Source organism: Pseudomonas sp. 8(2025), from assembly GCF_052665325.1.
Window position 1 is genome coordinate 440,297 of the sequence record NZ_JBQOIE010000001.1, and the last position, 21,569, is coordinate 461,865.

Annotated in this window: 19 protein-coding genes; 16 read left to right on the forward strand and 3 right to left on the reverse strand. The window is 61.7% G+C overall.

Annotated elements, in window-relative coordinates; translation table 11 throughout:
- Positions 1-4: 4 nt before the first annotated feature.
- On the reverse strand, positions 5-1,372 hold the full coding sequence (locus tag ACUXVH_RS02115) for a CYTH domain-containing protein (protein WP_019093576.1): 1,368 nt from the start codon (positions 1,370-1,372) through the stop codon (positions 5-7).
- A 158-nt stretch (positions 1,373-1,530) separates the two neighbouring features.
- Between ACUXVH_RS02115 and argE the strand changes: the two genes are divergently transcribed.
- The 11 genes from argE (at position 1,531) to coaA (ending at position 12,951) form a co-directional block, all read left to right on the forward strand.
- Positions 1,531-2,688, forward strand: coding sequence for an acetylornithine deacetylase (argE, locus tag ACUXVH_RS02120; protein WP_011064115.1), 1,158 nt, complete (start codon positions 1,531-1,533; stop codon positions 2,686-2,688).
- A 136-nt stretch (positions 2,689-2,824) separates the two neighbouring features.
- Entirely contained in the window at positions 2,825-4,123 is a 1,299-nt protein-coding gene (gene argA / locus ACUXVH_RS02125; RefSeq protein ID WP_011064114.1) for an amino-acid N-acetyltransferase, read from the forward strand.
- A 501-nt stretch (positions 4,124-4,624) separates the two neighbouring features.
- Positions 4,625-6,022 (forward strand): OprD family porin, encoded by a 1,398-nt coding sequence (locus ACUXVH_RS02130; RefSeq protein WP_065365060.1) that lies wholly within the window; start codon positions 4,625-4,627, stop codon positions 6,020-6,022.
- 272 nt (positions 6,023-6,294) lie between these two features.
- On the forward strand, positions 6,295-6,933 hold the full coding sequence (locus ACUXVH_RS02135) for a peroxiredoxin (RefSeq protein ID WP_011064112.1): 639 nt from the start codon (positions 6,295-6,297) through the stop codon (positions 6,931-6,933).
- Between the two features lie 310 nt (positions 6,934-7,243).
- A complete protein-coding gene (gene ssuE / locus ACUXVH_RS02140) occupies positions 7,244-7,837 on the forward strand; it encodes an NADPH-dependent FMN reductase (RefSeq protein WP_011064111.1) in 594 nt (197 codons plus the stop codon).
- Positions 7,838-7,926: 89 nt separating this feature from the next.
- The gene (locus ACUXVH_RS02145) at positions 7,927-8,892 is read left to right on the forward strand and encodes a sulfonate ABC transporter substrate-binding protein (RefSeq protein ID WP_011064110.1); all 966 of its coding nucleotides are present in this window, start codon (positions 7,927-7,929) and stop codon (positions 8,890-8,892) included.
- A gap of 24 nt (positions 8,893-8,916) precedes the next feature.
- A complete protein-coding gene (ssuD, locus tag ACUXVH_RS02150) occupies positions 8,917-10,065 on the forward strand; it encodes an FMNH2-dependent alkanesulfonate monooxygenase (RefSeq protein WP_015637415.1) in 1,149 nt (382 codons plus the stop codon).
- A 9-nt stretch (positions 10,066-10,074) separates the two neighbouring features.
- Positions 10,075-10,863 (forward strand): aliphatic sulfonate ABC transporter permease SsuC, encoded by a 789-nt coding sequence (gene ssuC, locus ACUXVH_RS02155; RefSeq protein ID WP_011064108.1) that lies wholly within the window; start codon positions 10,075-10,077, stop codon positions 10,861-10,863.
- The gene (ssuB, locus tag ACUXVH_RS02160) at positions 10,860-11,666 is read left to right on the forward strand and encodes an aliphatic sulfonates ABC transporter ATP-binding protein (protein WP_011064107.1); all 807 of its coding nucleotides are present in this window, start codon (positions 10,860-10,862) and stop codon (positions 11,664-11,666) included. The genes ssuC and ssuB overlap by 4 nt, the downstream gene beginning before the upstream one ends.
- Positions 11,667-11,700: 34 nt before the next feature.
- On the forward strand, positions 11,701-11,916 hold the full coding sequence (locus ACUXVH_RS02165; RefSeq protein ID WP_011064106.1) for a TOBE domain-containing protein: 216 nt from the start codon (positions 11,701-11,703) through the stop codon (positions 11,914-11,916).
- 117 nt (positions 11,917-12,033) lie between these two features.
- Complete coding sequence (gene coaA / locus ACUXVH_RS02170; protein WP_011064105.1) at positions 12,034-12,951, forward strand: type I pantothenate kinase; 918 nt, start codon at positions 12,034-12,036, stop codon at positions 12,949-12,951.
- An 8-nt stretch (positions 12,952-12,959) separates the two neighbouring features.
- Here the strand turns inward: coaA and ACUXVH_RS02175 are convergent, their stop codons facing one another.
- Together ACUXVH_RS02175 and ACUXVH_RS02180 are read right to left on the reverse strand one after the other, a co-directional pair.
- On the reverse strand, positions 12,960-13,598 hold the full coding sequence (locus ACUXVH_RS02175; protein ID WP_065365062.1) for a TetR/AcrR family transcriptional regulator: 639 nt from the start codon (positions 13,596-13,598) through the stop codon (positions 12,960-12,962).
- Between the two features lie 140 nt (positions 13,599-13,738).
- A complete protein-coding gene (locus ACUXVH_RS02180) occupies positions 13,739-15,115 on the reverse strand; it encodes a glutamine synthetase family protein (RefSeq protein ID WP_011064103.1) in 1,377 nt (458 codons plus the stop codon).
- A gap of 278 nt (positions 15,116-15,393) precedes the next feature.
- On the opposite strand from ACUXVH_RS02180, the gene ACUXVH_RS02185 reads away from it, so the two are divergent.
- From ACUXVH_RS02185 to ACUXVH_RS02205, 5 genes are all read left to right on the forward strand, one after another.
- Positions 15,394-16,176: a gamma-glutamyl-gamma-aminobutyrate hydrolase family protein gene (locus ACUXVH_RS02185; protein ID WP_065365063.1), complete on the forward strand. Its 783-nt coding sequence runs from the start codon at positions 15,394-15,396 to the stop codon at positions 16,174-16,176.
- Between the two features lie 38 nt (positions 16,177-16,214).
- Positions 16,215-17,573 (forward strand): glutamine synthetase family protein, encoded by a 1,359-nt coding sequence (locus ACUXVH_RS02190; RefSeq protein ID WP_011064101.1) that lies wholly within the window; start codon positions 16,215-16,217, stop codon positions 17,571-17,573.
- Positions 17,574-17,629: 56 nt separating this feature from the next.
- On the forward strand, positions 17,630-18,994 hold the full coding sequence (locus ACUXVH_RS02195) for an aspartate aminotransferase family protein (protein ID WP_011064100.1): 1,365 nt from the start codon (positions 17,630-17,632) through the stop codon (positions 18,992-18,994).
- A gap of 184 nt (positions 18,995-19,178) precedes the next feature.
- On the forward strand, positions 19,179-20,276 hold the full coding sequence (locus ACUXVH_RS02200; protein WP_026020018.1) for a polyamine ABC transporter substrate-binding protein: 1,098 nt from the start codon (positions 19,179-19,181) through the stop codon (positions 20,274-20,276).
- Positions 20,277-20,465: 189 nt separating this feature from the next.
- Positions 20,466-21,560, forward strand: a complete 1,095-nt coding sequence (locus ACUXVH_RS02205) for a polyamine ABC transporter substrate-binding protein (protein WP_015637412.1) — start codon at positions 20,466-20,468, stop codon at positions 21,558-21,560.
- Positions 21,561-21,569: the final 9 nt, after the last annotated feature.

Genomic DNA, 21,569 nt, shown 5'->3' on the forward strand with positions numbered 1-21,569 from the left:
GGGGTTACAGGCGCAGGAGGGTTTTCCAGGCACGGTTCTGGAACACCGCGATGGCCTGCTGCTTGCGGGCGTCGAGGGCTTCGTCGGTGATCGGCTCGTTGGCCAGCTGGGCCAGTTTGTTCAACTCGCCATAGAGACGGTCCAGCTCTGGGATCTCCAGCGCGGAGCGGGCGTGGTGCAACCAGGCCTGGATGCGTTCAATGCGCGGCAACTGCTCGGCCAGGTCTTCCGGTTGCTGCTGATAGCGCGGCAGTTGCAGGGAGGTGGCTTCCTCGGCCAGCAGGCGTGGCAACCAGCTGCCCAACTGTGCGGCGCCCTGGCGGTTGCCCCGGGTGTTGCGGTCAGCGGCCCAGGCCCGGGCCAGCAGCCAGCGCGAGGTATTCAGCGAGAACAGGCCCCAGCGCACGTCCTGCAACTCTTCGATGAACTGCTCCGGCGCGGCCTTGCGCACGTCTTCGTCATCAAGGCCGGCCTGTACCAGCGGACGCCAGTCTTCCAGCAGGGCGTCCAGGGCACTGCGCAACTCAGCGGTGGACTGGCGCGGTGCGGCCTGGCCCAGGCTGCTGGCCAGGGCTCGCAGCTCGGCAAGGTTGTCCACCCAGTCCTGCAGCAGGCGCCAGTGGCCATTGAAGCGGTACTGCTCGGCCAGGCGCTGGCTGCTGCCCAGCAGGTGCCAGGCCAGAGCGGCGAAAGCTTCGTCCAGGGGCGTCTCGGCGCTCAATTGCGGCGCGGGTAGGCTCAGGGAGTAGCTGCCGGCGTCGAACAGGCGATAGCCGCGCTCGGCCTTGCTGATGTCGCAGGGCATCAGCGGCAGGGTCAGGGCCAGCTCCGCTGCCAACTCCAGCAGGGCAGCCGGTTCGCCTTCACGCAGCTCCAGTTCCAGCTCGCAGATTTCTTCCTTTTGCTTGCCGGCGATGACTTGGCCCAAGTCCAGGGCGGCTTCGATCACCACCTTGGCCTTGCCGCGGCCCCAGGCGATTTCCGCGCGCTCGCGGACGAAATCCGTGGTGAACAATGGCTTGAGGGTCTTCTTGTCCAGTTCGGCCAGGGCTTCGGGCCAGCATTGGCCTTCGAGCTTTTTCACGTCCAGCTTGGCCTTGGCCAGTTGCCAGTCGTACTCGTTGCGTTCGGACAGGCCGGCGACGCTCTGGCCGCTGGTCTTCAGGGTCTGGATCACCGCGTCACCGTCGCGACGCAGGCGCAGGGCGACTTTGGCCCGGGCCAGGTCGCGTTCTGGGGTGTCGAAGTACTGATTCATCAGTTCACGGCGTTCCCAGCCACTTTTATTGCGTTTTTTCAGTAGCGGGTGCTCGCGCAGGGCGGCGAGGGTTTCGCGGCTGACGCGGAGTTTGATTTCGGTTTCTTTCTGCATGGCCGGAAAATCCAGGATCGGGAGCGCAGCCGGGGAAGAGTTGGCTGCCAAGGCCGTGCAGTGTACAGGACAAGGCGCCCGCAGGTGCCGCGGCGGTTCCTTCCGCTTGCGGGATGCCTCTATGATGGGCCTCACATTGGGATTCCCGGAGACAGCTCATGCCCCTGCCGTCCATGAAGGATCAGTTTGCCGCGCTGATCGCCGCGCCATCGGTGAGCTGCACTCAAGCAGCACTGGATCAATCCAACCGTGCGGTGATCGACCTGCTGGCCGGTTGGCTCGGCGACCTGGGTTTTGCCTGTGACATCCAGCAGGTCAGCCCCGGCAAGTTCAACCTGCTGGCCAGTTTCGGCAGTGGCCCTGGCGGCCTGGTACTGGCCGGGCACAGCGACACCGTGCCCTATGACAGCGCGCTGTGGCAGACCGACCCCTTGAAGCTGACCGAAGTCGACGGCCGCTGGGTCGGCCTGGGCAGTTGCGACATGAAGGGTTTCTTCGCCCTGATCATCGAGGCAGTGCGGCCCCTGCTGGATCAGCCTTTCAAGCAGCCGCTGCTGGTCCTCGCCACTTGCGACGAAGAAAGCTCCATGGCCGGGGCGCGGGCCTTGGCGCAAGCCGGCCGGCCCCTGGGGCGCGCGGCGGTGATCGGCGAGCCTACGGGGCTCAAGCCGATCCGCCTGCACAAGGGGGTGATGATGGAGCGCATCGAGATCCTCGGCCGCAGCGGTCATTCGTCGGACCCGAGCCTGGGTCGCAGTGCCCTGGAAGCCATGCACGATGCCATTGGCGAGCTGCGGGGCCTGCGGTTGCTGTGGCAGCGCGAGTACCGCAATGCGCAGTTCAGCGTCCCGCAACCGACCCTGAACTTCGGCTGCATCCATGGCGGCGACAACCCCAACCGCATCTGTGGCCAGTGTTCCCTGGAGTTCGACCTGCGGCCCCTGCCGGGCATGGATCCGGATGTGCTGCGCGAGGCCATCCGGCAGAAGCTCAAGCCGATTGCCGAACGCCATGAAGTGAAGATCGACTATGCGCCGCTGTTCCCCGCGGTCCCGCCTTTCGAGCAGCCCGAGGATGCCGAGTTGGTGCGAGTGGCAGAGCGGTTGACCGGGCATCGTGCCGAAGCAGTAGCGTTTGGCACCGAAGCACCTTATCTTCAGCGCCTTGGCTGCGAGACCCTGGTGCTCGGCCCGGGTGATATCGCCTGTGCCCACCAGCCGGGGGAGTACCTCGAAATGTCACGCTTGCAGCCTACCGTGCATCTATTACGTGAATTGATTGAACATTACTGCCTGACGCCGGCCCAATTTCAGTAAATTGCCGGTGGCCTTGTCCGTACCCATGAGGAGAGTAAGCGTGTTGCCAAGCCTGTTCCGACGATAACCATCAGCCCGCTGTGAGTTTTCCGTTTCGTCCTTTCATAGGCTGCTTTTTATTTACAGGCTCAGGTTCATGCCCGAATACGTCAATTGGCTTCGCCACGCGTCTCCCTATATCAATGCCCACCGCGACTGCACCTTCGTGGTCATGCTGCCCGGCGACGGCGTTGAACACCCCAACTTCGGCAATATCGTCCACGACCTGGTGCTGCTCCACAGCCTGGGGGTGCGCCTGGTGCTGGTGCACGGCTCGCGCCCACAGATCGAAGCCCGCCTGGCGGCCCGTGGCCTGACGCCCCATTACCATCACGGCCTTCGGATCACCGACGCGGCAACCCTGGAGTGCGTGATCGATGCCGTGGGCCAGTTGCGCATCGCTATCGAGGCGCGCCTGTCCATGGACATGGCCTCTTCACCGATGCAGGGCTCGCGGTTGCGGGTGGCCAGCGGCAACCTGGTGACTGCCCGTCCGATCGGCGTGCTGGAAGGCGTCGACTATCACCACACCGGCGAAGTGCGCCGGGTCGATCGCAAGGGCATCAATCGCCTGCTGGACGAGCGCTCCATCGTCCTGCTCTCGCCCCTGGGGTATTCCCCCACCGGGGAAACCTTCAACCTGGCCTGCGAAGACGTGGCCACTCGCGCCGCCATCGACCTTGGGGCCGACAAACTACTGCTGTTCGGCGCCGACCCGGGCCTGCTGGATGAAAACGGCAAGCTGGTGCGCGAATTGCGCCCGCAACAGGTGCCGGCGCATTTGCAGCGCCTGGGGGGCAACTATCAGGCCGAGCTGCTGGATGCCGCCGCCGAGGCGTGCCGCGGCGGAGTCGGACGTAGCCATATCGTCAGCTACGCCGAGGACGGCGCCTTGCTGACCGAACTCTTCACCCGCGACGGCGGCGGCACCCTGGTGGCCCAGGAACAGTTCGAGCGGGTGCGCGAGGCGGCGATCGAGGACGTGGGCGGCTTGCTGGAGCTGATCAGCCCGCTGGAAGAGCAGGGCATCCTGGTGCGGCGTTCCCGCGAGGTGCTGGAGCGCGAGATCGAGCAGTTCAGTGTGGTGGAGCGCGAGGGCATGATCATCGCCTGCGCGGCCCTCTACCAGATTGCCGATTCCGATGCCGGTGAGCTGGCGTGCCTGGCGGTGAACCCCGAGTACCGCCATGGCAAGCGTGGCGACGAGCTGCTGGAAAGGATCGAGACCCGCGCTCGGGCCCAGGGCTTGAAGACGCTGTTCGTCCTCACCACTCGTACCGCTCACTGGTTCCGCGAGCGTGGTTTCGTGCCCAGCAGTGTCGAGCGCCTGCCATCGGCCCGGGCCTCGCTGTACAACTACCAGCGCAATTCGAAGATCTTCGAAAAAGCCCTCTGAACCCGCCTCTTTGCGCAACTGGCCGCCACGGCCCGATCAATTGATCGAACCGTGGCGGCCAGTTGCACATGTCAGAAAAATTTCATTTCGATACAAAAACTGTAACAAATTGACGGGAGGATAGGCTCTTAGCCATGATTGCGTCGCTTTTTTGATCCTGAATGACGTTTTGCGCTTGTACACGCAGGGGATCTTGGGGGCTGAGTCAGGGGAATATTTTTCAGAAATAAGCTTGCGAGCGTCTACGCTGCGATTCGCCGTTTGATAATGGCGAGCTTTATTCCTGAAAGGTATGAAAAAGAATTAAACAATTCTTTTTGGGTTTATGAGTAATTCATTACCCTGCATGGACCAAATCACTGCGATTAGACCATGGTCGTAGACACAGGTCGTTACGATTGACTTATCAGTCACGGTCTGGCGCTAATCGCGCATCTGTGGCACCCGGGCGTTCGATCCGGGGCCAGGAACCACAAGAATTAGAAACGAGAGGAGCGATACATGAACAAGTCCACCTTGGCCCTGGCTGTGGCCGTAGGGGTTTTGGCGCAGCAGGCAGGCGCCGCCGGTTTTGTCGAAGACAGCAAAGCTACCTTGGGGCTGCGTAACTTCTACATCAATACCGACAACCGCGACGGCGATACCAAAGCCGCGAAGGCTCAGAGCAAGCAGGAAGAATGGGGCCAAGGCTTCATCTTCAACTTCACCTCTGGCTACACCGAAGGCACCGTAGGTTTTGGCCTGGATGCAATCGGCCTGCTGGGCGTGCGCCTGGATTCCGGTGGCGGCACCAACGGCGCGACCACCACTTCTTCCGGTGGCACTGTTTTCCCGACTCACTCCTCCAGCGGCAAGAACGCTCAAGCGGTGAACGATTATTCCAGCCTGGGTCTGACCGGCAAGGTCAAGGTTTCCCAGACCGAGCTGAAAATCGGCACCCTGATGCCTAACAACCCGGTGATCAAGTACAACGACGGTCGTCTGCTGCCACAAACCTTCCAGGGTGGCCAGATCACTTCGAACGAGATCAAGGACCTGACCCTGACTGCCGGTCAGATCGAGCACGCCAAAGGCCGTAACTCGAGCAACAACGAAGGTCTGTCCATTGCTGGCGCCAACGCCGGCTCCAACTATGATGCCGGCAAGTTCAGCAACAAGTTCTACTACGGTGGTGCTGACTACAAGATCACCAAGGATCTGACCGCTTCGTACTACTACGGCGAGCTGAAGGACTTCTACTCGCAGAACTTCCTGGGCCTGGTGCACAACTGGTCCATCGGTCCTGGCGTACTGAAAAGTGACCTGCGCTACTACCGCAGCCGTGACAACGGCTCCAACGGCGACACCGCGGCCTACTACACCACCGGCTACTACCCGGACAAAGGCCTGTCGGCGATCACCAAAGGCAAGGTCGACAACAACCTGTACAGCTACCTGGCCCTGTACTCGGTTGAAGGCCACACCTTCGGTGGCGGCTACCAGTACAGCAACGGTGACAGCGATTTCCCTTGGTTGAACCAGGGTGACGGCTCGTCCAACAGCACCATCACCGACATGCAGATCCAGAAGTTCGCCCGTGCCGGCGAGCGTACCTGGCAGGCTCGCTACGCCTATGACTTCGCCAAGGTCGGCCTGCCTGGCCTTACCGCCGGTATCATCTACCTGCGTGGCAACAACATCGACACAGCCGGTAAGGTTGGCGCTGCACAGAAAACCACTCTGGGCACTGGTGGCACCGAGTGGGAACGCGACCTGACCCTGTCCTACGTGGTTCCGCAAGGCCCACTGAAGAACCTGGGTCTGACCTGGAAAAACGCCATGTGGCGTAACGACATTCCGGGCCAGCGCGACCAGGACGAAAACCGCCTGATCGTCAGCTACTCGATCCCGCTGAAGTAATTGCGGTTGAAGCCTCGCCCGGCGCAATGCCGGGCGAGGTGTTGTTTCAAGTCAGGCCCACCCCCGTGAGCCCTTCCTGAATCCCCCTCTTTTTACAGCTACTCAAGGCCTTCTCGAACCTTGTTGAGAAGGGTGGTCTTCGCTCGTCCGCGAGTCCAGTGAAGAGATTTTTAATATTCAATTCAGTTATTAATAAATCGATATATATTCTTTTTAAATAGTCTCCCGTGCAGGCAGAGTAGCTTCATCACGCACTCACAGGAGCAGCACCCATGAGCCTCAGACTGGGCGACATCGCCCCCGACTTCGAACAGGATTCCAGTGCCGGCAAGATTCGTTTCCACGAGTGGCTGGGCGATAGCTGGGGCGTGCTGTTTTCCCACCCGGCGGACTTCACGCCGGTGTGCACCACCGAGTTGGGCTTTACCGCCAAGCTCAAGGACGAATTCGCTCAGCGCGGGGTGAAGGCCATTGCCCTGTCGGTGGACCCGGTGGACTCCCATCACAAGTGGATCGAAGACATCAACGAGACCCAGAACACCCGGGTCAACTTCCCGATCCTGGCGGATGCCGATCGCAAGGTCTCGGACCTCTATGACCTGATCCACCCCAATGCCAACGACACCCTGACCGTACGCTCGCTGTTCGTCATCGACCCGAACAAGAAGATTCGCCTGACCATCACCTACCCGGCCAGTACCGGGCGCAACTTCCATGAAATCCTGCGGGTAATCGATTCGCTGCAACTCACCGACAACTACAAGGTGGCCACCCCGGCCAACTGGCAGGACGGTGACGAAGTGGTGATCGTGCCTTCGCTCAAGGACGAGGAAGAGATCAAGCGTCGCTTTCCAAAGGGCTATCGCGCAGTGAAGCCCTATCTGCGCCTGACGCCGCAACCCAACCGCTGATACACCAACCGCCGTAGGAGCTCGCTTGCCGACAAAGGCGGTCGTGAGGCCGGAGCAAGTTTCGCGGACCCTTTCGCGGGCAAGCCCGCTCCTACGGAGCACGCAGGAGCAACAGATCCATAAAGCAGGGGTTTAAGGCCGTTCCGACGGCCTATTTTTTTGCCTGCGGAAAATACTTCCTTATATATTATTAAGGAATAAACAAATGAATAAATAAGATTTATAGATATAAAAATAGGCTGTTAAGGTCTCTCCAATTCGGCGAGATCGCATCCCGCGAATCGCTTTCTTCGTTCAAGGAATTCTCTGCATGCTGGTGGTCTCTCTCGGTGGCAGTCCCAGCCAACGCTCCCGTTCCGGGGTGCTGCTGGAGTTGGCCAAGCGCTGGTTACAGCAGCAAGGCGTGGAAGTGGTCAGCTACCAGGTACGGGACTTCCCGGCCGAGGATCTGCTCCACGCGCGCTTCGACAGCCCCAAGGTCATCGACCTGCTGCAACAGATCGAACAGGCCGATGGCCTGCTGATTGCGACGCCGGTGTACAAAGCGTCGTTTTCCGGGGCCCTGAAAACCCTGCTCGACCTGCTGCCCGAGCGGGCCCTGAGCCACAAGGTGGTGCTGCCCATGGCTACCGGCGGCAGCATTGCCCACATGCTGGCGGTGGATTACGCATTGAAGCCGGTGCTTTCGGCCCTCAAGGCCCAGGAGATGCTCCAGGGCATCTTTGCCGAGGACAGCCAGATCGCCTACGGCGAGGGCAGCGCCCAGCCGCAATTGGCCGAGGCCCTGGAGCAACGCTTGAAAGAAGCGCTCGAGCAGTTCCACAGCGCCATGGCCCGTCGCCCCAAGCCGCTGGATCCGCATCTGCTCAATGAACGCCTGTTGAGTGCTCGCTGGAGCATTTGAGCCTCACCCCCGATTGAAATACTCGCCTTACTCGCCCGCCAACGGGCAAGCAGGTGCAGCCACAACCCCACAGCAAAAAGGAGAGCGCCATGCGCCCTGTCATTTTGCGTCGCGGTCTGGTCGCTCTGTTTGCTGCGGCTGTGTCCTTCGGCGCCATTGTTCAAGCTCAGGCCGAGACCTTGCGGATCGGTTATCAGAAGTACGGCACCCTGGTGCTGCTCAAGGCCAAGGGTTCCCTGGAGAAGCGCCTGGCGCAGCAGGGCGTCGAGGTGCAGTGGACTGAATTTCCCGGAGGCCCACAGTTGCTGGAGGGCCTCAATGTCGGGTCCATCGACTTCGGCGTGACCGGCGAGACCCCGCCAGTCTTTGCCCAGGCCGCCGGTGCCGACCTGCTGTATGTGGCCTACGAGCCGCCGGCCCCCCATAGCGAAGCGATCCTGGTGCCCAAGGGTTCGCCGATCCAGTCGGTGCAGGACCTCAAGGGCAAGAAGGTGGTGCTGAACAAGGGCTCCAACGTCCATTACCTGCTGGTCCGCGCTCTGGAAGACGCCGGCCTGAAATACAGTGATATCCAGACCGTGTTCCTGCCGCCGGCTGATGCCCGCGCCGCATTCGAGCGGGGCAGCGTCGATGCCTGGGCCATCTGGGACCCTTACCAGGCAGCCGCCGAGCAGCAGCTACAGGCTCGTACCCTGCGTGACGGCTCGGGCATCGTCGACAACCACCAGTTCTACCTGGCCACCAAACCCTACGCGCAACAGCATCCCGAGGTGATTACCGCCCTGGTGGAAGAAGTACGGGCGGTGGGCGAGTGGTCCAAGGGCAATCCGCAGGAGGTCACCCAACAGGTGGCACCGCTTTTGGGCCTGCCGGCCGACATCACCCTCACTTCGGTTAAGCGCCAGGGCTATGGCGCGGGCTTCCTGACCCCGGAAGTGATCGCCGCGCAGCAGAAAATCGCCGACAGCTTCTACCAGCTCAAGCTGATTCCCAAGCCGTTGAGCATCAAAGACGTGATCTGGACGCCCACCGCCGCCGTGGCCAAAGCGCCGTAATTCGACCCCTTAGGAGACAACTCCATGAGCCTCAATATCTTCTGGTTCCTGCCTACCCACGGCGACGGCCATTACCTTGGCACCGCCGAAGGCGCTCGCGCCGTCGATCATGCTTACCTGCAGCAGATCGCCCAGGCTGCCGATCGCCTGGGGTTCGGCGGCGTGCTGATCCCCACCGGACGCTCCTGCGAGGACTCCTGGCTGGTGGCGGCGTCGCTGATCCCGGTGACCCAGCGTCTGAAGTTCCTCGTGGCCCTGCGCCCGGGGATCATCTCCCCGACGGTAGCGGCGCGCCAGGCAGCGACCCTGGACCGGTTGTCCGGCGGCCGGGCGCTGTTCAACCTGGTGACCGGGGGGGATCCGGACGAACTGGCCGGCGACGGCCTGTTCCTCGACCATGAGGAGCGCTACCAGGCTTCGGTGGAGTTCACCCGTATCTGGCGCCGGGTGCTGGAAGGTGAAACCGTGGACTACGACGGCCAGCACATCAGCGTGAAGGGCGCCAAGCTGCTCTATCCGCCGCTGCAGCAACCCCGTCCGCCGCTGTATTTTGGTGGCTCCTCGGAAGCGGCCCAGGACCTGGCCGCCGAGCAGGTGGAGATGGTCCTGACCTGGGGCGAGCCGCCGGCCGCAGTAGCCGAGAAGATCCAGCAGGTGCGGGACAAGGCCGCCAAACTCGGGCGCACCGTACGCTTCGGCATCCGCCTGCATGTGATTGTGCGGGAAACCAACGCCGAGGCCTGGCAGGCTGCCGAGCGGCTGATTTCCCATCTGGACGACGACACCATCGCCCGGGCCCAGGCGTCCCTGGCGCGCTTCGATTCCGTAGGCCAGCAGCGCATGGCCGCCTTGCATGGCGGCCGCCGCGACCAGTTGGAAGTCAGCCCCAACCTCTGGGCCGGGGTCGGCCTGGTGCGCGGCGGTGCCGGTACGGCCCTGGTGGGCGACGGCCCGACCGTGGCGGCCCGCATGCAGGAGTATGCGGACCTGGGCATCGACACATTCATCTTCTCCGGCTATCCGCACCTGGAAGAGGCCTACCGGGTGGCCGAACTGCTGTTCCCGCACCTGGACATCGAACGCCCCAAGCTGCCTGAGGCGGCGGGTTACGTCAGCCCGTTCGGGGAGATGGTCGCCAACGACATCATTCCCAAAGCCGTGTCCCAGAGCTGAGGTGCGGCCATGAACGGACAACGCATAGTGCAGCGTCTGGCGCCTTGGGGCCTGCCGCTGCTGTTGTTGGCGGTGTGGCAACTGTCGGTGTCGGCGGGCTGGCTGTCGACCCGCATCCTGCCGGCCCCCAGCGCGGTGATCGAGGCCGGGGTCAGCCTGGTACGCAGTGGCGATATCTGGACCCACCTGGCCATCAGCGGCTGGCGCGCCGGCCTGGGTTTTGTCATTGGTGGCGGCATCGGCCTGGCGCTGGGCTTTATCACCGGCCTGTCGAAATGGGGTGAGCGGCTGCTGGACAGCTCGGTACAGATGATCCGCAATGTGCCGCACCTGGCGCTGATTCCCCTGGTGATCCTGTGGTTTGGCATCGATGAGTCGGCGAAGATTTTCCTGGTGGCCCTGGGCACGCTGTTCCCGATCTACCTCAACACCTACCACGGCATCCGCAACGTCGACCCGGCATTGGTGGAGATGGCGCGCAGCTACGGCCTGTCCGGCTTCGCCCTGTTCCGCCAGGTGATCCTGCCCGGCGCCCTGCCTTCGATCCTGGTGGGGGTGCGCTTTGCCCTGGGCTTCATGTGGCTGACCCTGATCGTCGCCGAAACCATTTCCGCCAGCTCCGGCATCGGCTACCTGGCAATGAACGCCCGGGAGTTCCTGCAGACCGACGTGGTGGTGCTGGCGATCGTTCTGTACGCGGTGCTCGGCAAGCTGGCGGACCTGGCCGCGCGTGGCCTGGAGCGGGTCTGGCTGCGCTGGCATCCGGCCTATCAGGTCGCCAAAGGCGGTGCCCAATGACGGCTCAACAACCTCCGCGGCTGCTGCAGGGCATTCCCCTGGCGGTGCGCAAACTGCAAAAGACCTTCGGCTCGCGGCAGGTGCTGCGGGAAATCGACCTGCACATTCCCGCCGGCCAGTTCGTGGCGGTGGTGGGGCGCAGCGGCTGCGGCAAAAGTACCTTGCTGCGCCTGCTGGCCGGTCTCGACCAGCCCAGTGCTGGCGAACTGTTGGCCGGTTCCGCGCCCTTGAGCGCTGCCATTGAAGACACCCGGCTGATGTTCCAGGAGGCGCGCCTGCTGCCCTGGAAAAAGGTCATCGATAACGTCGGGCTCGGGCTCAAGGGCAACTGGCGCCCCCAAGCCCTGCAGGCTCTGGAAGCCGTGGGCCTGGCGGACCGCGCCCAGGAATGGCCGGCGGCCCTGTCCGGTGGGCAGAAGCAGCGCGTGGCCCTGGCCCGCGCCCTGATCCACCAGCCGCGGCTGTTGCTGCTGGACGAGCCGCTGGGGGCGCTGGATGCCCTGACGCGGATCGAGATGCAGCAGTTGATCGAACGCCTGTGGCAGCAGCATGGCTTCACCGTGCTGCTGGTCACCCACGATGTCAGCGAAGCGGTGGCGATCGCCGATCGGGTGATCCTGATCGAAGACGGCGAGGTCGGTCTCGACCTGCACGTCGAGCTGCCACGCCCGCGGGTACGGGGTTCCCATCGCCTGGCGGCGCTGGAGACCGAAGTCCTCAACCGCGTGCTGTCATTGCCCGGCTCGCCGCCGGAACCGGAACCCGTTTCACCCTTGCCCACGCAACTGCGCTGGGCACTTTAAAACAGCCGCTCATTTCGACCCCAGGAGAAACACCATGACCATCAAGGCCATCAACGTACGCAACCAGTTCAAGGGCACCATCAAGGAAATCGTCGAAGGCGACGTGCTGTCGGAAATCGACGTGCAGACCGCTTCCGGCATTGTCACTTCGGTGATCACCACCCGCTCGGTGAAAGAGCTGGAGCTGTCGATTGGCAGCGAAGTGATCGCCTTTGTGAAGTCCACCGAGGTATCGATCGCCAAGTTGTGAACGGCGCCCGATCACGGCCCCGAACGGTGCGAGCCCTTCGGGGCTTTTTCATGGGCGCTGTAAATACCGGTCAGATTTGATACTTTCCCTGCTTTCGGCAAGACCTGAACAGTAAACATGACAACAGAGCAGGGTCCAAATGTGGGGTATCTGGAGTTCGATCGCGACCATTGGGCCGCTCTGCGGGCCGGTGAGCCGATGAGTCTTGCGCCATCCGAGATGGAGACGCTGACCAGTCCGACCCAGCCCATGGCGTCCGAAGAAGTGCGGCAGATCCTCCTGCCGCTGTCGCGCCTGCTGCATTTGCATGCGGCGCAGGTGCAATCGCTGAAGGTGCCGCAGACCGGTTTCAAGGCCCCCTACGTGATCGGTGTTTCCGGCAGCGTGGCGGTGGGCAAGAGCAGTTTTGCCCGGGTCCTGGCGGCGCTGCTGGCCTATTGGCCGGGCAAGCCCAATGTGCACCTGGTGACCACGGATTCGTTCCTGTTCCCGCTGGCCACCCTGCAGGAAAAAAACATCCTGCACCGCAAGGGCTTTCCAGAGTCCTATGACGAACCGCTGTTCTTGGATTTTCTCCAGGCGGTGTGCCGCCGGGGCGAAGCGGCGCGGATTCCCATCTATTCCCATGTGCGCTACGACATCCTGGCCGATGAGGCGCAGTCGGTGGAGGCGCCGGACATCATCATCCTGGAAGGCTTGAATGTGTTGCAGGGTGAGCAGGGCGAGGGCCTGAACGCCCTGGATTTCATCGACTTCTCGATCTATGTCGACGCTCCCGAAGCGACCATCAAGACCTGGTACCTGGAGCGGTTCGTCTACCTGAAGAACACTGCCTTCCAGTCGGGGGATTCCTACTTCAACAAGTACAAAGGCCTGTCCGATTCCGAGGCGCTGTCAGTGGCCTCCGATACCTGGGACCGGGTCAACCTGAAGAACCTGGTTGAAAACATCCTGCCGACTCGGGAGCGAGCCAACCTGATCATCCACAAGTCGGCGGACCACAGCATCGACCGGTTGCTGCTGCGTCAGGCCTGAGCCGGCGTTCAGGGCGGGGTGGAGCGCTTGGCCAGGTAGGGCGGCAGGTACAGGCCCAGGTAGGCATCGAAGACGCGCATGCCTTCCTCGGCCATGCGCGGGGTGATCTGCCCGTGCTGCTGCACGGAGCGGGCATACACCCGATCTCCCAGCTCCATGGCCAGGGCGAACACGTCGACATCGACGGGTAGCGTCGGCAACTCGAAATGATGATCGAACAGCTTGTGCATCAGGTCCCCCAGCTCGATGTCGTGCTGGCGGTCGGCCTGGGTGACTTCGGTCAGGCCGTGCTGGGCGAGGATCAGTTGGCGGGCCGCCGCGTCCTCGCCGTAGATGTCGAGCATGCGTTGCTCCACCAGGCGTGACAGGTCGCGCCAGCTGCTGAGCCGCTCATGGTCGATAGGTTCCAGCAGGCAGGCGCGGAACGCCGCGTGGACATCGGCGGTAAGGGCTTCCAGCAGGGCCGGGACGCTGGCGAAGAAGTGATAGACCGAGGATGGCGGGATCTGCGCCTTGTCGGCCACGCTGTAGATCGACAGGCTGGCCACGCCCTCGGCCGCCAGCAAGGTCCGTGCGGCGTCGAGTATGGAGTCGATCCGGGCCTGGCTGCGTGCACGGGGTTTGCGAAGCGGGGCGGTGCGCGTCATCAGTCTCTCCTACAGGGCAGCGGGCATTGTACGCGAGTGGGCCGTTGTCCCTGTAGCCGCAGCCTGGGCGCATCCGAATCACGGGCATAAAAAAACGCCGCCGGGATGAACCCGGCGGCGTTCTTCAATGCAGCTGGCGCTTACACAGTGTGCAGGTACCAGTTGTACTCGAGGTCGGAGATGGAGTGTTCGAACTCCTCCAGCTCACTTTCCTTGCAGGCGACGAAGATATCGATGTATTTCGGATCGATGTACTTGGCCATGACTTCGCTGTCGTCCAACTCGCGCAGGGCATCACGCAGGTTGTTCGGCAGGCTCTGCTCGTTCTGCTCGTAGGAGTTGCCTTCGGTAGGCGCCCCCGGCTCGATCTTGTTGGTCAGGCCGTGGTGCACGCCCGCCAGGACCGAAGCCATCAGCAGATAGGGGTTGGCGTCGGCGCCGGCGACCCGGTGTTCGATGCGCACTGCATCGGCCGAGCCGGTGGGGACGCGAATGGCCACGGTACGGTTGTCCAGGCCCCAGCTCGGCGAGTTCGGCACATAGAACTGCGCGCCGAAACGGCGATAGGAGTTGACGTTCGGGCAGAGGAAGGCCATCTGCGCCGGTAGGGTCTCGAGCACACCGCCGATCGCGTGACGCAGTGCGGCGTTCTGCTCGGGATCCTCGCTGGCGAAGATGTTCTTGCCATCTTTGTCCAGAACCGAAATGTGAACGTGCAGACCGTTGCCCGCCTGGCCCGGGTAAGGCTTGGCCATGAAGGTGGTGTCCATCTCATGGTCGTAGGCGATGTTCTTGATCAGGCGCTTGAGCAGGACCGCGTAGTCGCAGGCCTTGATCGGGTCGGCCACGTGGTGCAGGTTGACTTCGAATTGTGCCGGGGCACTTTCCTTGACGATGGCGTCGGCCGGGATGCCTTGTTCCTTGGCACCTTCCAGGATGTCCTGGAGGCAGTCGACGTATTCGTCGAGGTCGTCGATCAGGTAGACCTGGGTGGAGTGCGGGCGCTTGCCGGAAATCGGCGAGCGTGGTGGTTGTGGCCGGCCGTTCACGTTCTCCTGGTCGATCAGGTAGAACTCCAGCTCGAAAGCGGCGCAGATGGTCAGGCCCAGTTCGTCGAACTTGGTCACCACCTGGCGCAGGACTTCCCGTGGATCGGCAAAGAAGGGGTCGCCTTCGAGTTCGTGCATGGTCATCAGCAATTGCGCGGTAGGGCGCTTCTGCCAGGGCTCGTTGCACAGGGTATCGGGGATTGGATAGCAGATCCGGTCGGCGTCGCCGATGTCCAGACCCAGGCCGGTGCTTTCCACCGTAGAGCCATTGATATCCAGGGCAAACAGGGAGGCCGGCAGGTTGATGCCTTTCTCGTAAACCTTGTGGAGGCTGGTGCGTTCGATGCGCTTGCCGCGCACCACACCATTCATATCCGCAATCAGAAGGTCAACGTACAGAACCTCAGGATGTTCCTTAAGGAACGCGTTCGCTTCGTTGAGCTGAACGGCACGCGGGGGTACCGACATGATGCAACACCTTTGTTGTTAAAAATATCAATCATTGATCTTTTCTGGTTTCAGTCAACCCGAACGGCATGCCGAAGTCAAGTAAGGCCTTTTATGCCCTAATAAAGGGCTGGCAAGGCTCTTTTGGGGCAAAACAGGGCGTTTTTTGGGGCTCGGCCGCCTTGGGTACCGCAGGCTTGAGCGGGCCGTGTTGTATTTTTTACGGGGGTGTTGTGTAAAAAAATGAACAAGGCTAAGCTCGAATCAAACCCATAACAGCAATAATACCGGGGTGTTTCATGTCTCGCCTGCCGTTAATCGGCGTCACCGCCTGCTCCAGGCAGATCGGTCTGCATGCTTATCACATCAGTGGCGACGAGTATGTCCACGCAGTAGCCAGCGCAGCCCAGGGCGTGCCGGTGATTATCCCGTCCATGGCGGAACTGCTTTCCCCGTCCGATATTCTGGACGGTCTGGACGGCATTCTCTTTACCGGCTCTCCCTCCAATATCGAACCTTTCCATTACCAGGGTCCTGCCAGCGCGCCGGGCACTGCTCATGATTCTGCACGGGATGCTGCCACCCTGCCGCTGCTGAACGCCGCCGTCGCAAGTGGCGTTCCGGTGCTGGGCATCTGCCGCGGCTTCCAGGAAATGAACGTGGCCCTGGGCGGCAGCCTGCATCAGAACGTGCAGCAGGTGCAGCCTTTCATGGACCACCGGCACACCGAACAGCCCGGCCAGCCCCTGGACGCCTGGTACGCGCCGGCCCACGACCTGCATATCAAGGCCGGTGGTGTTCTGGCGGAGCTGGGCCTGCCGGAGCGGATTCAAGTCAACTCGATCCATGCCCAGGGCGTCGAGCGTCTGGCCCCGGGGCTGCGGGTCGAGGCGCTGGCTCCCGACGGGTTGGTAGAGGCGGTTTCGGTAGAAGCCAGCAAGGCTTTCGCACTAGGGGTGCAATGGCACCCCGAATGGCAGGTAAGCTGCAACCCTCACTACCTGGCCATCTTCCAGGCTTTTGGTGATGCCTGCCGCAAGCGGGCAAGACAACGCGACGCCGAAGCGTCACACAAGGCCTGACTTAATAGAGAGTCAGGAAACTCAGCCTAGAGGCATTTATGAGTAACAACCTCGACCAGCTCACCGATTGGTTGAAAGACCACAAGATCACAGAAGTCGAATGCATGATCGGCGATTTAACCGGGATCACCCGGGGCAAGATCTCGCCGACCAACAAGTTCATTGCCGAAAAAGGCATGCGCCTGCCCGAGAGCGTGCTGCTGCAGACCGTGACCGGCGACTATGTCGAAGACGACATCTATTACGAACTGCTGGACCCGGCCGACATCGACATGGTCTGCCGCCCGGACCAGAACGCGGTGTACCTTGTGCCCTGGGCCATCGAGCCTACTGCCCAGGTGATCCATGACACCTACGACAAGCAGGGCAACCCCATCGAGCTGTCGCCGCGCAACGTCCTGAAGAAGGTCCTAAAACTCTACGCCGACCACGGCTGGCAGCCCATCGTGGCGCCGGAGATGGAGTTCTACCTGACCAAGCGCAGCGACGATCCGGACTACCCGCTGCAGCCGCCGATCGGCCGCTCCGGCCGCCCGGAGACCGGGCGCCAGTCGTTCTCCATTGAGGCTGCGAACGAATTCGACCCGCTGTTCGAAGACGTCTATGACTGGTGCGAACTGCAGGAGCTGGACCTGGACACGCTGATCCACGAGGACGGCACGGCGCAGATGGAGATCAACTTCCGTCACGGCGATGCCCTGTCCCTGGCCGACCAGATCCTGGTGTTCAAGCGCACCATGCGCGAAGCCGCGCTCAAGCACGACGTGGCCGCCACCTTCATGGCCAAGCCCATGACCGGCGAGCCCGGCAGCGCCATGCACCTGCACCAGAGCATCATCGACATCAACACCGGCAAGAACGTCTTCTCCAATGAAGACGGGACCATGAGCCAGCTGTTCCTCAACCACATCGGTGGTTTGCAGAAGTTCATTCCCGAGCTGCTGCCGCTGTTCGCCCCCAACGTCAACTCGTTCCGTCGTTTCCTGCCCGATACCTCGGCGCCGGTGAACGTCGAGTGGGGCGAAGAGAACCGCACCGTGGGCCTGCGGGTGCCGGATGCCGGGCCACAGAACCGTCGCGTGGAAAACCGCCTGCCGGGCGCCGACGCCAACCCGTACCTGGCCATCGCCGCCAGCCTGCTGTGTGGCTACATCGGCATGGTCGAAGGCCACAACCCGAGCGCGCCCGTGGTGGGCCGTGGCTACGAGCGCCGCAACCTGCGCCTGCCACTGACCATCGAAGACGCGCTGGAGCGTATGGAAAACAGCAAGACCATCGAGAAGTACCTGGGCCAGAAGTTCATCACCGGCTATGTCGCGGTGAAGCGGGCCGAGCACGAAAACTTCAAGCGCGTGATCAGTTCGTGGGAGCGGGAGTTCCTGTTGTTCGCCGTCTGATCCGCCGGGCGCCACTGCCCGCCAGTGGCGCCTTCACTGACACTAAGGAGAGATTGATGACTCATAAAAACCCGCAAACCCGCGAGTGGCAAACCCTCAGCAGTGATCACCACCTGGCACCGTTCAGTGACTTCAAGCAATTGAAGGAAAAGGGCCCGCGGATCATCACCCATGCCAAGGGTGTGTACCTCTGGGACAGTGAAGGCAATCAGATTCTCGACGGCATGGCCGGCCTGTGGTGCGTAGCCATCGGCTATGGCCGTGACGAACTGGCGGAAGCCGCCAGCAAGCAAATGCGCGAACTGCCCTATTACAACCTGTTCTTCCAGACTGCCCACCCACCGGTGCTGGAGCTGTCCAAGGCGATCGCCGATATCGCGCCAGAAGGCATGAACCACGTGTTCTTCACCGGTTCCGGCTCCGAAGGCAACGACACCATGCTGCGCATGGTCCGCCACTACTGGGCGATCAAGGGCCAGCCGAACAAGAAAACCATCATCAGCCGGGTCAATGGCTACCACGGTTCCACTGTGGCCGGTGCCAGCCTCGGCGGCATGACCTACATGCACGAGCAGGGCGACTTGCCGATCCCGGGTATCGTCCATATCCCGCAGCCTTACTGGTTCGCCGAAGGCGGCGACATGAGCCCCGAAGAGTTCGGTATCTGGGCCGCCAACCAGCTCGAAGAGAAGATCCTCGAACTGGGCGTGGACAATGTCGGGGCCTTTATCGCCGAACCGATCCAGGGCGCCGGTGGCGTGATCGTGCCGCCGGACAGCTACTGGCCGCGGATCAAGGAAATCCTTGCCAAGTACGACATCCTGTTCGTCGCCGATGAAGTGATCTGTGGCTTCGGGCGCACCGGTGAGTGGTTCGGTAGCGATTTCTACGACCTCAAGCCGGACATGATGACCATCGCCAAGGGCCTGACCTCCGGCTACATCCCCATGGGTGGGCTGATCGTGCGCGATGAAGTGGTGGCGGTGCTCAACGAGGGCGGCGACTTCAACCACGGTTTCACCTATTCCGGGCACCCGGTGGCCGCTGCCGTGGCCCTGGAAAACATCCGCATCATGCGCGAAGAGAAAATTATCCAGCGCGCCCATGAAAAAGCGGCACCGTATTTGCAGAAACGTCTGCGCGAGTTGAGCGACCACCCGCTGGTGGGCGAGGTTCGCGGGGTAGGGCTGCTGGGGGCCATCGAACTGGTCAAGGACAAGGCCACCCGGGCGCGTTACGAAGGCCGAGGCGTGGGCATGATCTGCCGGCAGTTCTGCTTCGACAACGGCCTGATCATGCGCGCGGTGGGTGACACCATGATCATTGCGCCGCCCCTGGTGATCAGCGAGGCGGAGATCGACGAGCTGGTGGCCAAGGCGCGCAAGTGTCTGGACCTGACCTTGAGTGTGCTCGAGGGCTGAGTGCTAGGCTTTGAGCGCGGTGCTTGCGGGCACTGCGTTCAAAGCAGATGTAAAAGCCTGGTCTTTTCTTGAAAGCCGGCCTTGGATCTTGCCAGACTACCCGCCGTTTTGGTTGCCCGGATATTGGCCGCTGAGCGAGTGGTTAAAAAGAATAATTGGAGCATTACGCATGAAGGCATTAGGTATGAAGTTAGCTGGCAAGACCCTCCTCGCCATGTCCCTGATGGGCGTGATGGCGGCGGCGGCACAAGCGGACGATAAAGTGCTGCACGTTTACAACTGGTCCGATTACATCGCGCCGGACACTATCAAGAAGTTTGAAGCCGAGTCGGGCATCAAGGTTGTCTACGACGTGTTCGACAGCAATGAAACCCTGGAAGCCAAGTTGCTCGCCGGCAAGTCCGGTTATGACGTTGTGGTGCCTTCCAACAACTTCCTGGCCAAGCAGATCAAGGCCGGTGTCTACCAGGAACTGGACCGCTCCAAGTTGCCGAACTGGAAGAACCTCAACGAATCGCTGCTCAAGGCGGTTTCGGTGAGCGACCCGGGCAACAAGCATGCCTTCCCTTACATGTGGGGCTCGATCGGTATTGGCTTCAACGCCGAGAAGGTCAAGGCCGCGCTGGGTGCCGATGCACCGACCAACTCCTGGGACCTGCTGTTCAAGCCTGAGAACGCTGAGAAGCTGAAGGCCTGCGGCGTCAGCTTCCTCGATTCGCCAACCGAGATGATTCCGGTGGCGCTGCACTACCTGGGCTACCCGACCGACAGCCAGGACAAGAAGCAACTGGCTGAAGCCGAAGCGCTGTTCCTCAAGATCCGTCCTTCGATCGCCTACTTCCACTCCTCCAAGTACATCTCCGACCTGGCCAACGGCAACATCTGCGTCGCCGTGGGTTACTCGGGCGACATCTACCAGGCCAAGGCCCGTGCCGCCGAAGCCGGTGACAAGGTCAAGGTCAGCTACAACATCCCCAAAGAAGGTGCTGGCAGCTTCTATGACATGGTGGCCATCCCCAAAGACGCGGAAAACGTCGAAGGCGCCTACAAGTTCATGACCTTCCTGCAAAAGCCTGAAGTCATGGCCGAAATCACCAACGCCGTGCGTTTCCCCAACGGTAACGCAGCTGCAACCCCATTGGTCGATAAAGACATCACCAGCGACCCGGGCGTCTACCCGCCAGCTGAGGTGCAGGCCAAGCTGTACGCGATCGCCGACCTGCCGGCCGCGACCCAGCGCATCCTGACCCGCAGCTGGACCAAGATCAAATCCGGCAAATAAGCCGATTTGCAGCACTCCCTGTTGCCGTCGTCGTGGCGAGGGCGGCAACAGGAAACAATTAAATGACAGAAAGTTTTGCTGGATTGGTTTATCGAGGGTAAGTTGCGCGCCGGTTTTGTTGCTGGGCAGCTTGGAGGCTGTCAGGTAGCGCGGGGCAACTTGGGCCCAACTATTTAAGAGGACCTCCACTTGCCTATTTCTTTATTTCGCAAAGCCATGCTGGCCGCCGCCGGCCTGACGCTGATGGCTGGCGTCCAGGCTGCACCGACCGTGCATATTTATAACTGGTCCGATTACATCGGTCAGAACACCCTGGCCGAGTTTGAAAAGGCCACCGGTATCAAGCCGGTGTATGACGTATTCGATTCCAATGAAACCCTGGAAGGCAAGTTGCTGGCCGGCCGTACCGGTTATGACGTGGTCGTGCCGTCCAACCACTTCCTGGGCAAGCAGATCAAGGCCGGGGCTTTCCAGAAGCTCGACAAGAGCCTGCTGACCCACTATTCGAACCTTGACCCGGTACTGCTCAAGCGTCTGGAAATGAACGATCCGGGCAACCAGTACGCGGTGCCGTACCTGTGGGGGACCAACGGCATCGGCTACAACGTCGACAAGGTCAAGGCCGCCCTGGGCGTGGACAAGATCGATTCCTGGAGCGTGCTGTTCGAGCCGGAGAACATCAAGAAGCTCAACAGCTGCGGCGTGGCCTTCCTCGACTCCGCCGACGAGATGATGCCCACGGTCCTCAACTACCTGGGCCTGAACGCCAACAGCACCAACCCCCAGGACTACAAGAAGGCTGAGGCCACGTTGCTGGCAGTGCGTCCTTACGTGACCTACTTCCATTCGTCCAAGTACATCTCGGACCTGGCCAACGGCAATATCTGCGTGGCCATCGGGTTTTCCGGCGATGTGTTCCAGGCCAAGGCCCGGGCCGCCGATGCCGGCAAGGGTGTGAACATCGCCTATGCGATTCCGAAGGAGGGCGGTGCCCTGTGGTTCGACATGCTGGCGATCCCCAAGGATTCGACCAACGTCAAGCAGGCCCACGCCTTCATCAACTATTTGCTGCAACCTGAAGTGATCGCTCAGGTCAGTGACTATGTCGGTTATGCCAACCCCAACCCCGGGTCGGACAAGCTGATGGAGCAGTCCATCCGCACCGACGAAGCGGTCTACCCACCGCAGGAAGTGCTCGACAAGACCTACGTGTCCACCGAGTTGCCACCCAATATCCAACGCTTGATGACCCGCAGCTGGACCAAGGTCAAGACGGGTAAATAGTTCCACAGG

Bases quoted from the DNA above. Each gene is read 5' to 3' on its own strand.
- ACUXVH_RS02115 (WP_019093576.1), bottom strand. From the start codon at position 1,372: ATGCAGAAAGAAACCGAAATCAAACTCCGCGTCAGCCGCGAAACCCTC.
- ACUXVH_RS02180 (WP_011064103.1), bottom strand. From the start codon at position 15,115: ATGTCGGTACCCCCGCGTGCCGTTCAGCTCAACGAAGCGAACGCGTTC.
- ACUXVH_RS02165 (WP_011064106.1), top strand. From the start codon at position 11,701: ATGACCATCAAGGCCATCAACGTACGCAACCAGTTCAAGGGCACCATC.
- ACUXVH_RS02200 (WP_026020018.1), top strand. From the start codon at position 19,179: ATGAAGTTAGCTGGCAAGACCCTCCTCGCCATGTCCCTGATGGGCGTG.
- ACUXVH_RS02190 (WP_011064101.1), top strand. From the start codon at position 16,215: ATGAGTAACAACCTCGACCAGCTCACCGATTGGTTGAAAGACCACAAG.
- ssuB (WP_011064107.1), top strand. From the start codon at position 10,860: ATGACGGCTCAACAACCTCCGCGGCTGCTGCAGGGCATTCCCCTGGCG.
- ACUXVH_RS02195 (WP_011064100.1), top strand. From the start codon at position 17,630: ATGACTCATAAAAACCCGCAAACCCGCGAGTGGCAAACCCTCAGCAGT.
- ssuD (WP_015637415.1), top strand. From the start codon at position 8,917: ATGAGCCTCAATATCTTCTGGTTCCTGCCTACCCACGGCGACGGCCAT.
- ssuE (WP_011064111.1), top strand. From the start codon at position 7,244: ATGCTGGTGGTCTCTCTCGGTGGCAGTCCCAGCCAACGCTCCCGTTCC.
- ACUXVH_RS02135 (WP_011064112.1), top strand. From the start codon at position 6,295: ATGAGCCTCAGACTGGGCGACATCGCCCCCGACTTCGAACAGGATTCC.
- ssuC (WP_011064108.1), top strand. From the start codon at position 10,075: ATGAACGGACAACGCATAGTGCAGCGTCTGGCGCCTTGGGGCCTGCCG.
- ACUXVH_RS02175 (WP_065365062.1), bottom strand. From the start codon at position 13,598: ATGACGCGCACCGCCCCGCTTCGCAAACCCCGTGCACGCAGCCAGGCC.
- ACUXVH_RS02130 (WP_065365060.1), top strand. From the start codon at position 4,625: ATGAACAAGTCCACCTTGGCCCTGGCTGTGGCCGTAGGGGTTTTGGCG.
- argA (WP_011064114.1), top strand. From the start codon at position 2,825: ATGCCCGAATACGTCAATTGGCTTCGCCACGCGTCTCCCTATATCAAT.
- ACUXVH_RS02145 (WP_011064110.1), top strand. From the start codon at position 7,927: ATGCGCCCTGTCATTTTGCGTCGCGGTCTGGTCGCTCTGTTTGCTGCG.
- coaA (WP_011064105.1), top strand. From the start codon at position 12,034: ATGACAACAGAGCAGGGTCCAAATGTGGGGTATCTGGAGTTCGATCGC.
- argE (WP_011064115.1), top strand. From the start codon at position 1,531: ATGCCCCTGCCGTCCATGAAGGATCAGTTTGCCGCGCTGATCGCCGCG.
- ACUXVH_RS02185 (WP_065365063.1), top strand. From the start codon at position 15,394: ATGTCTCGCCTGCCGTTAATCGGCGTCACCGCCTGCTCCAGGCAGATC.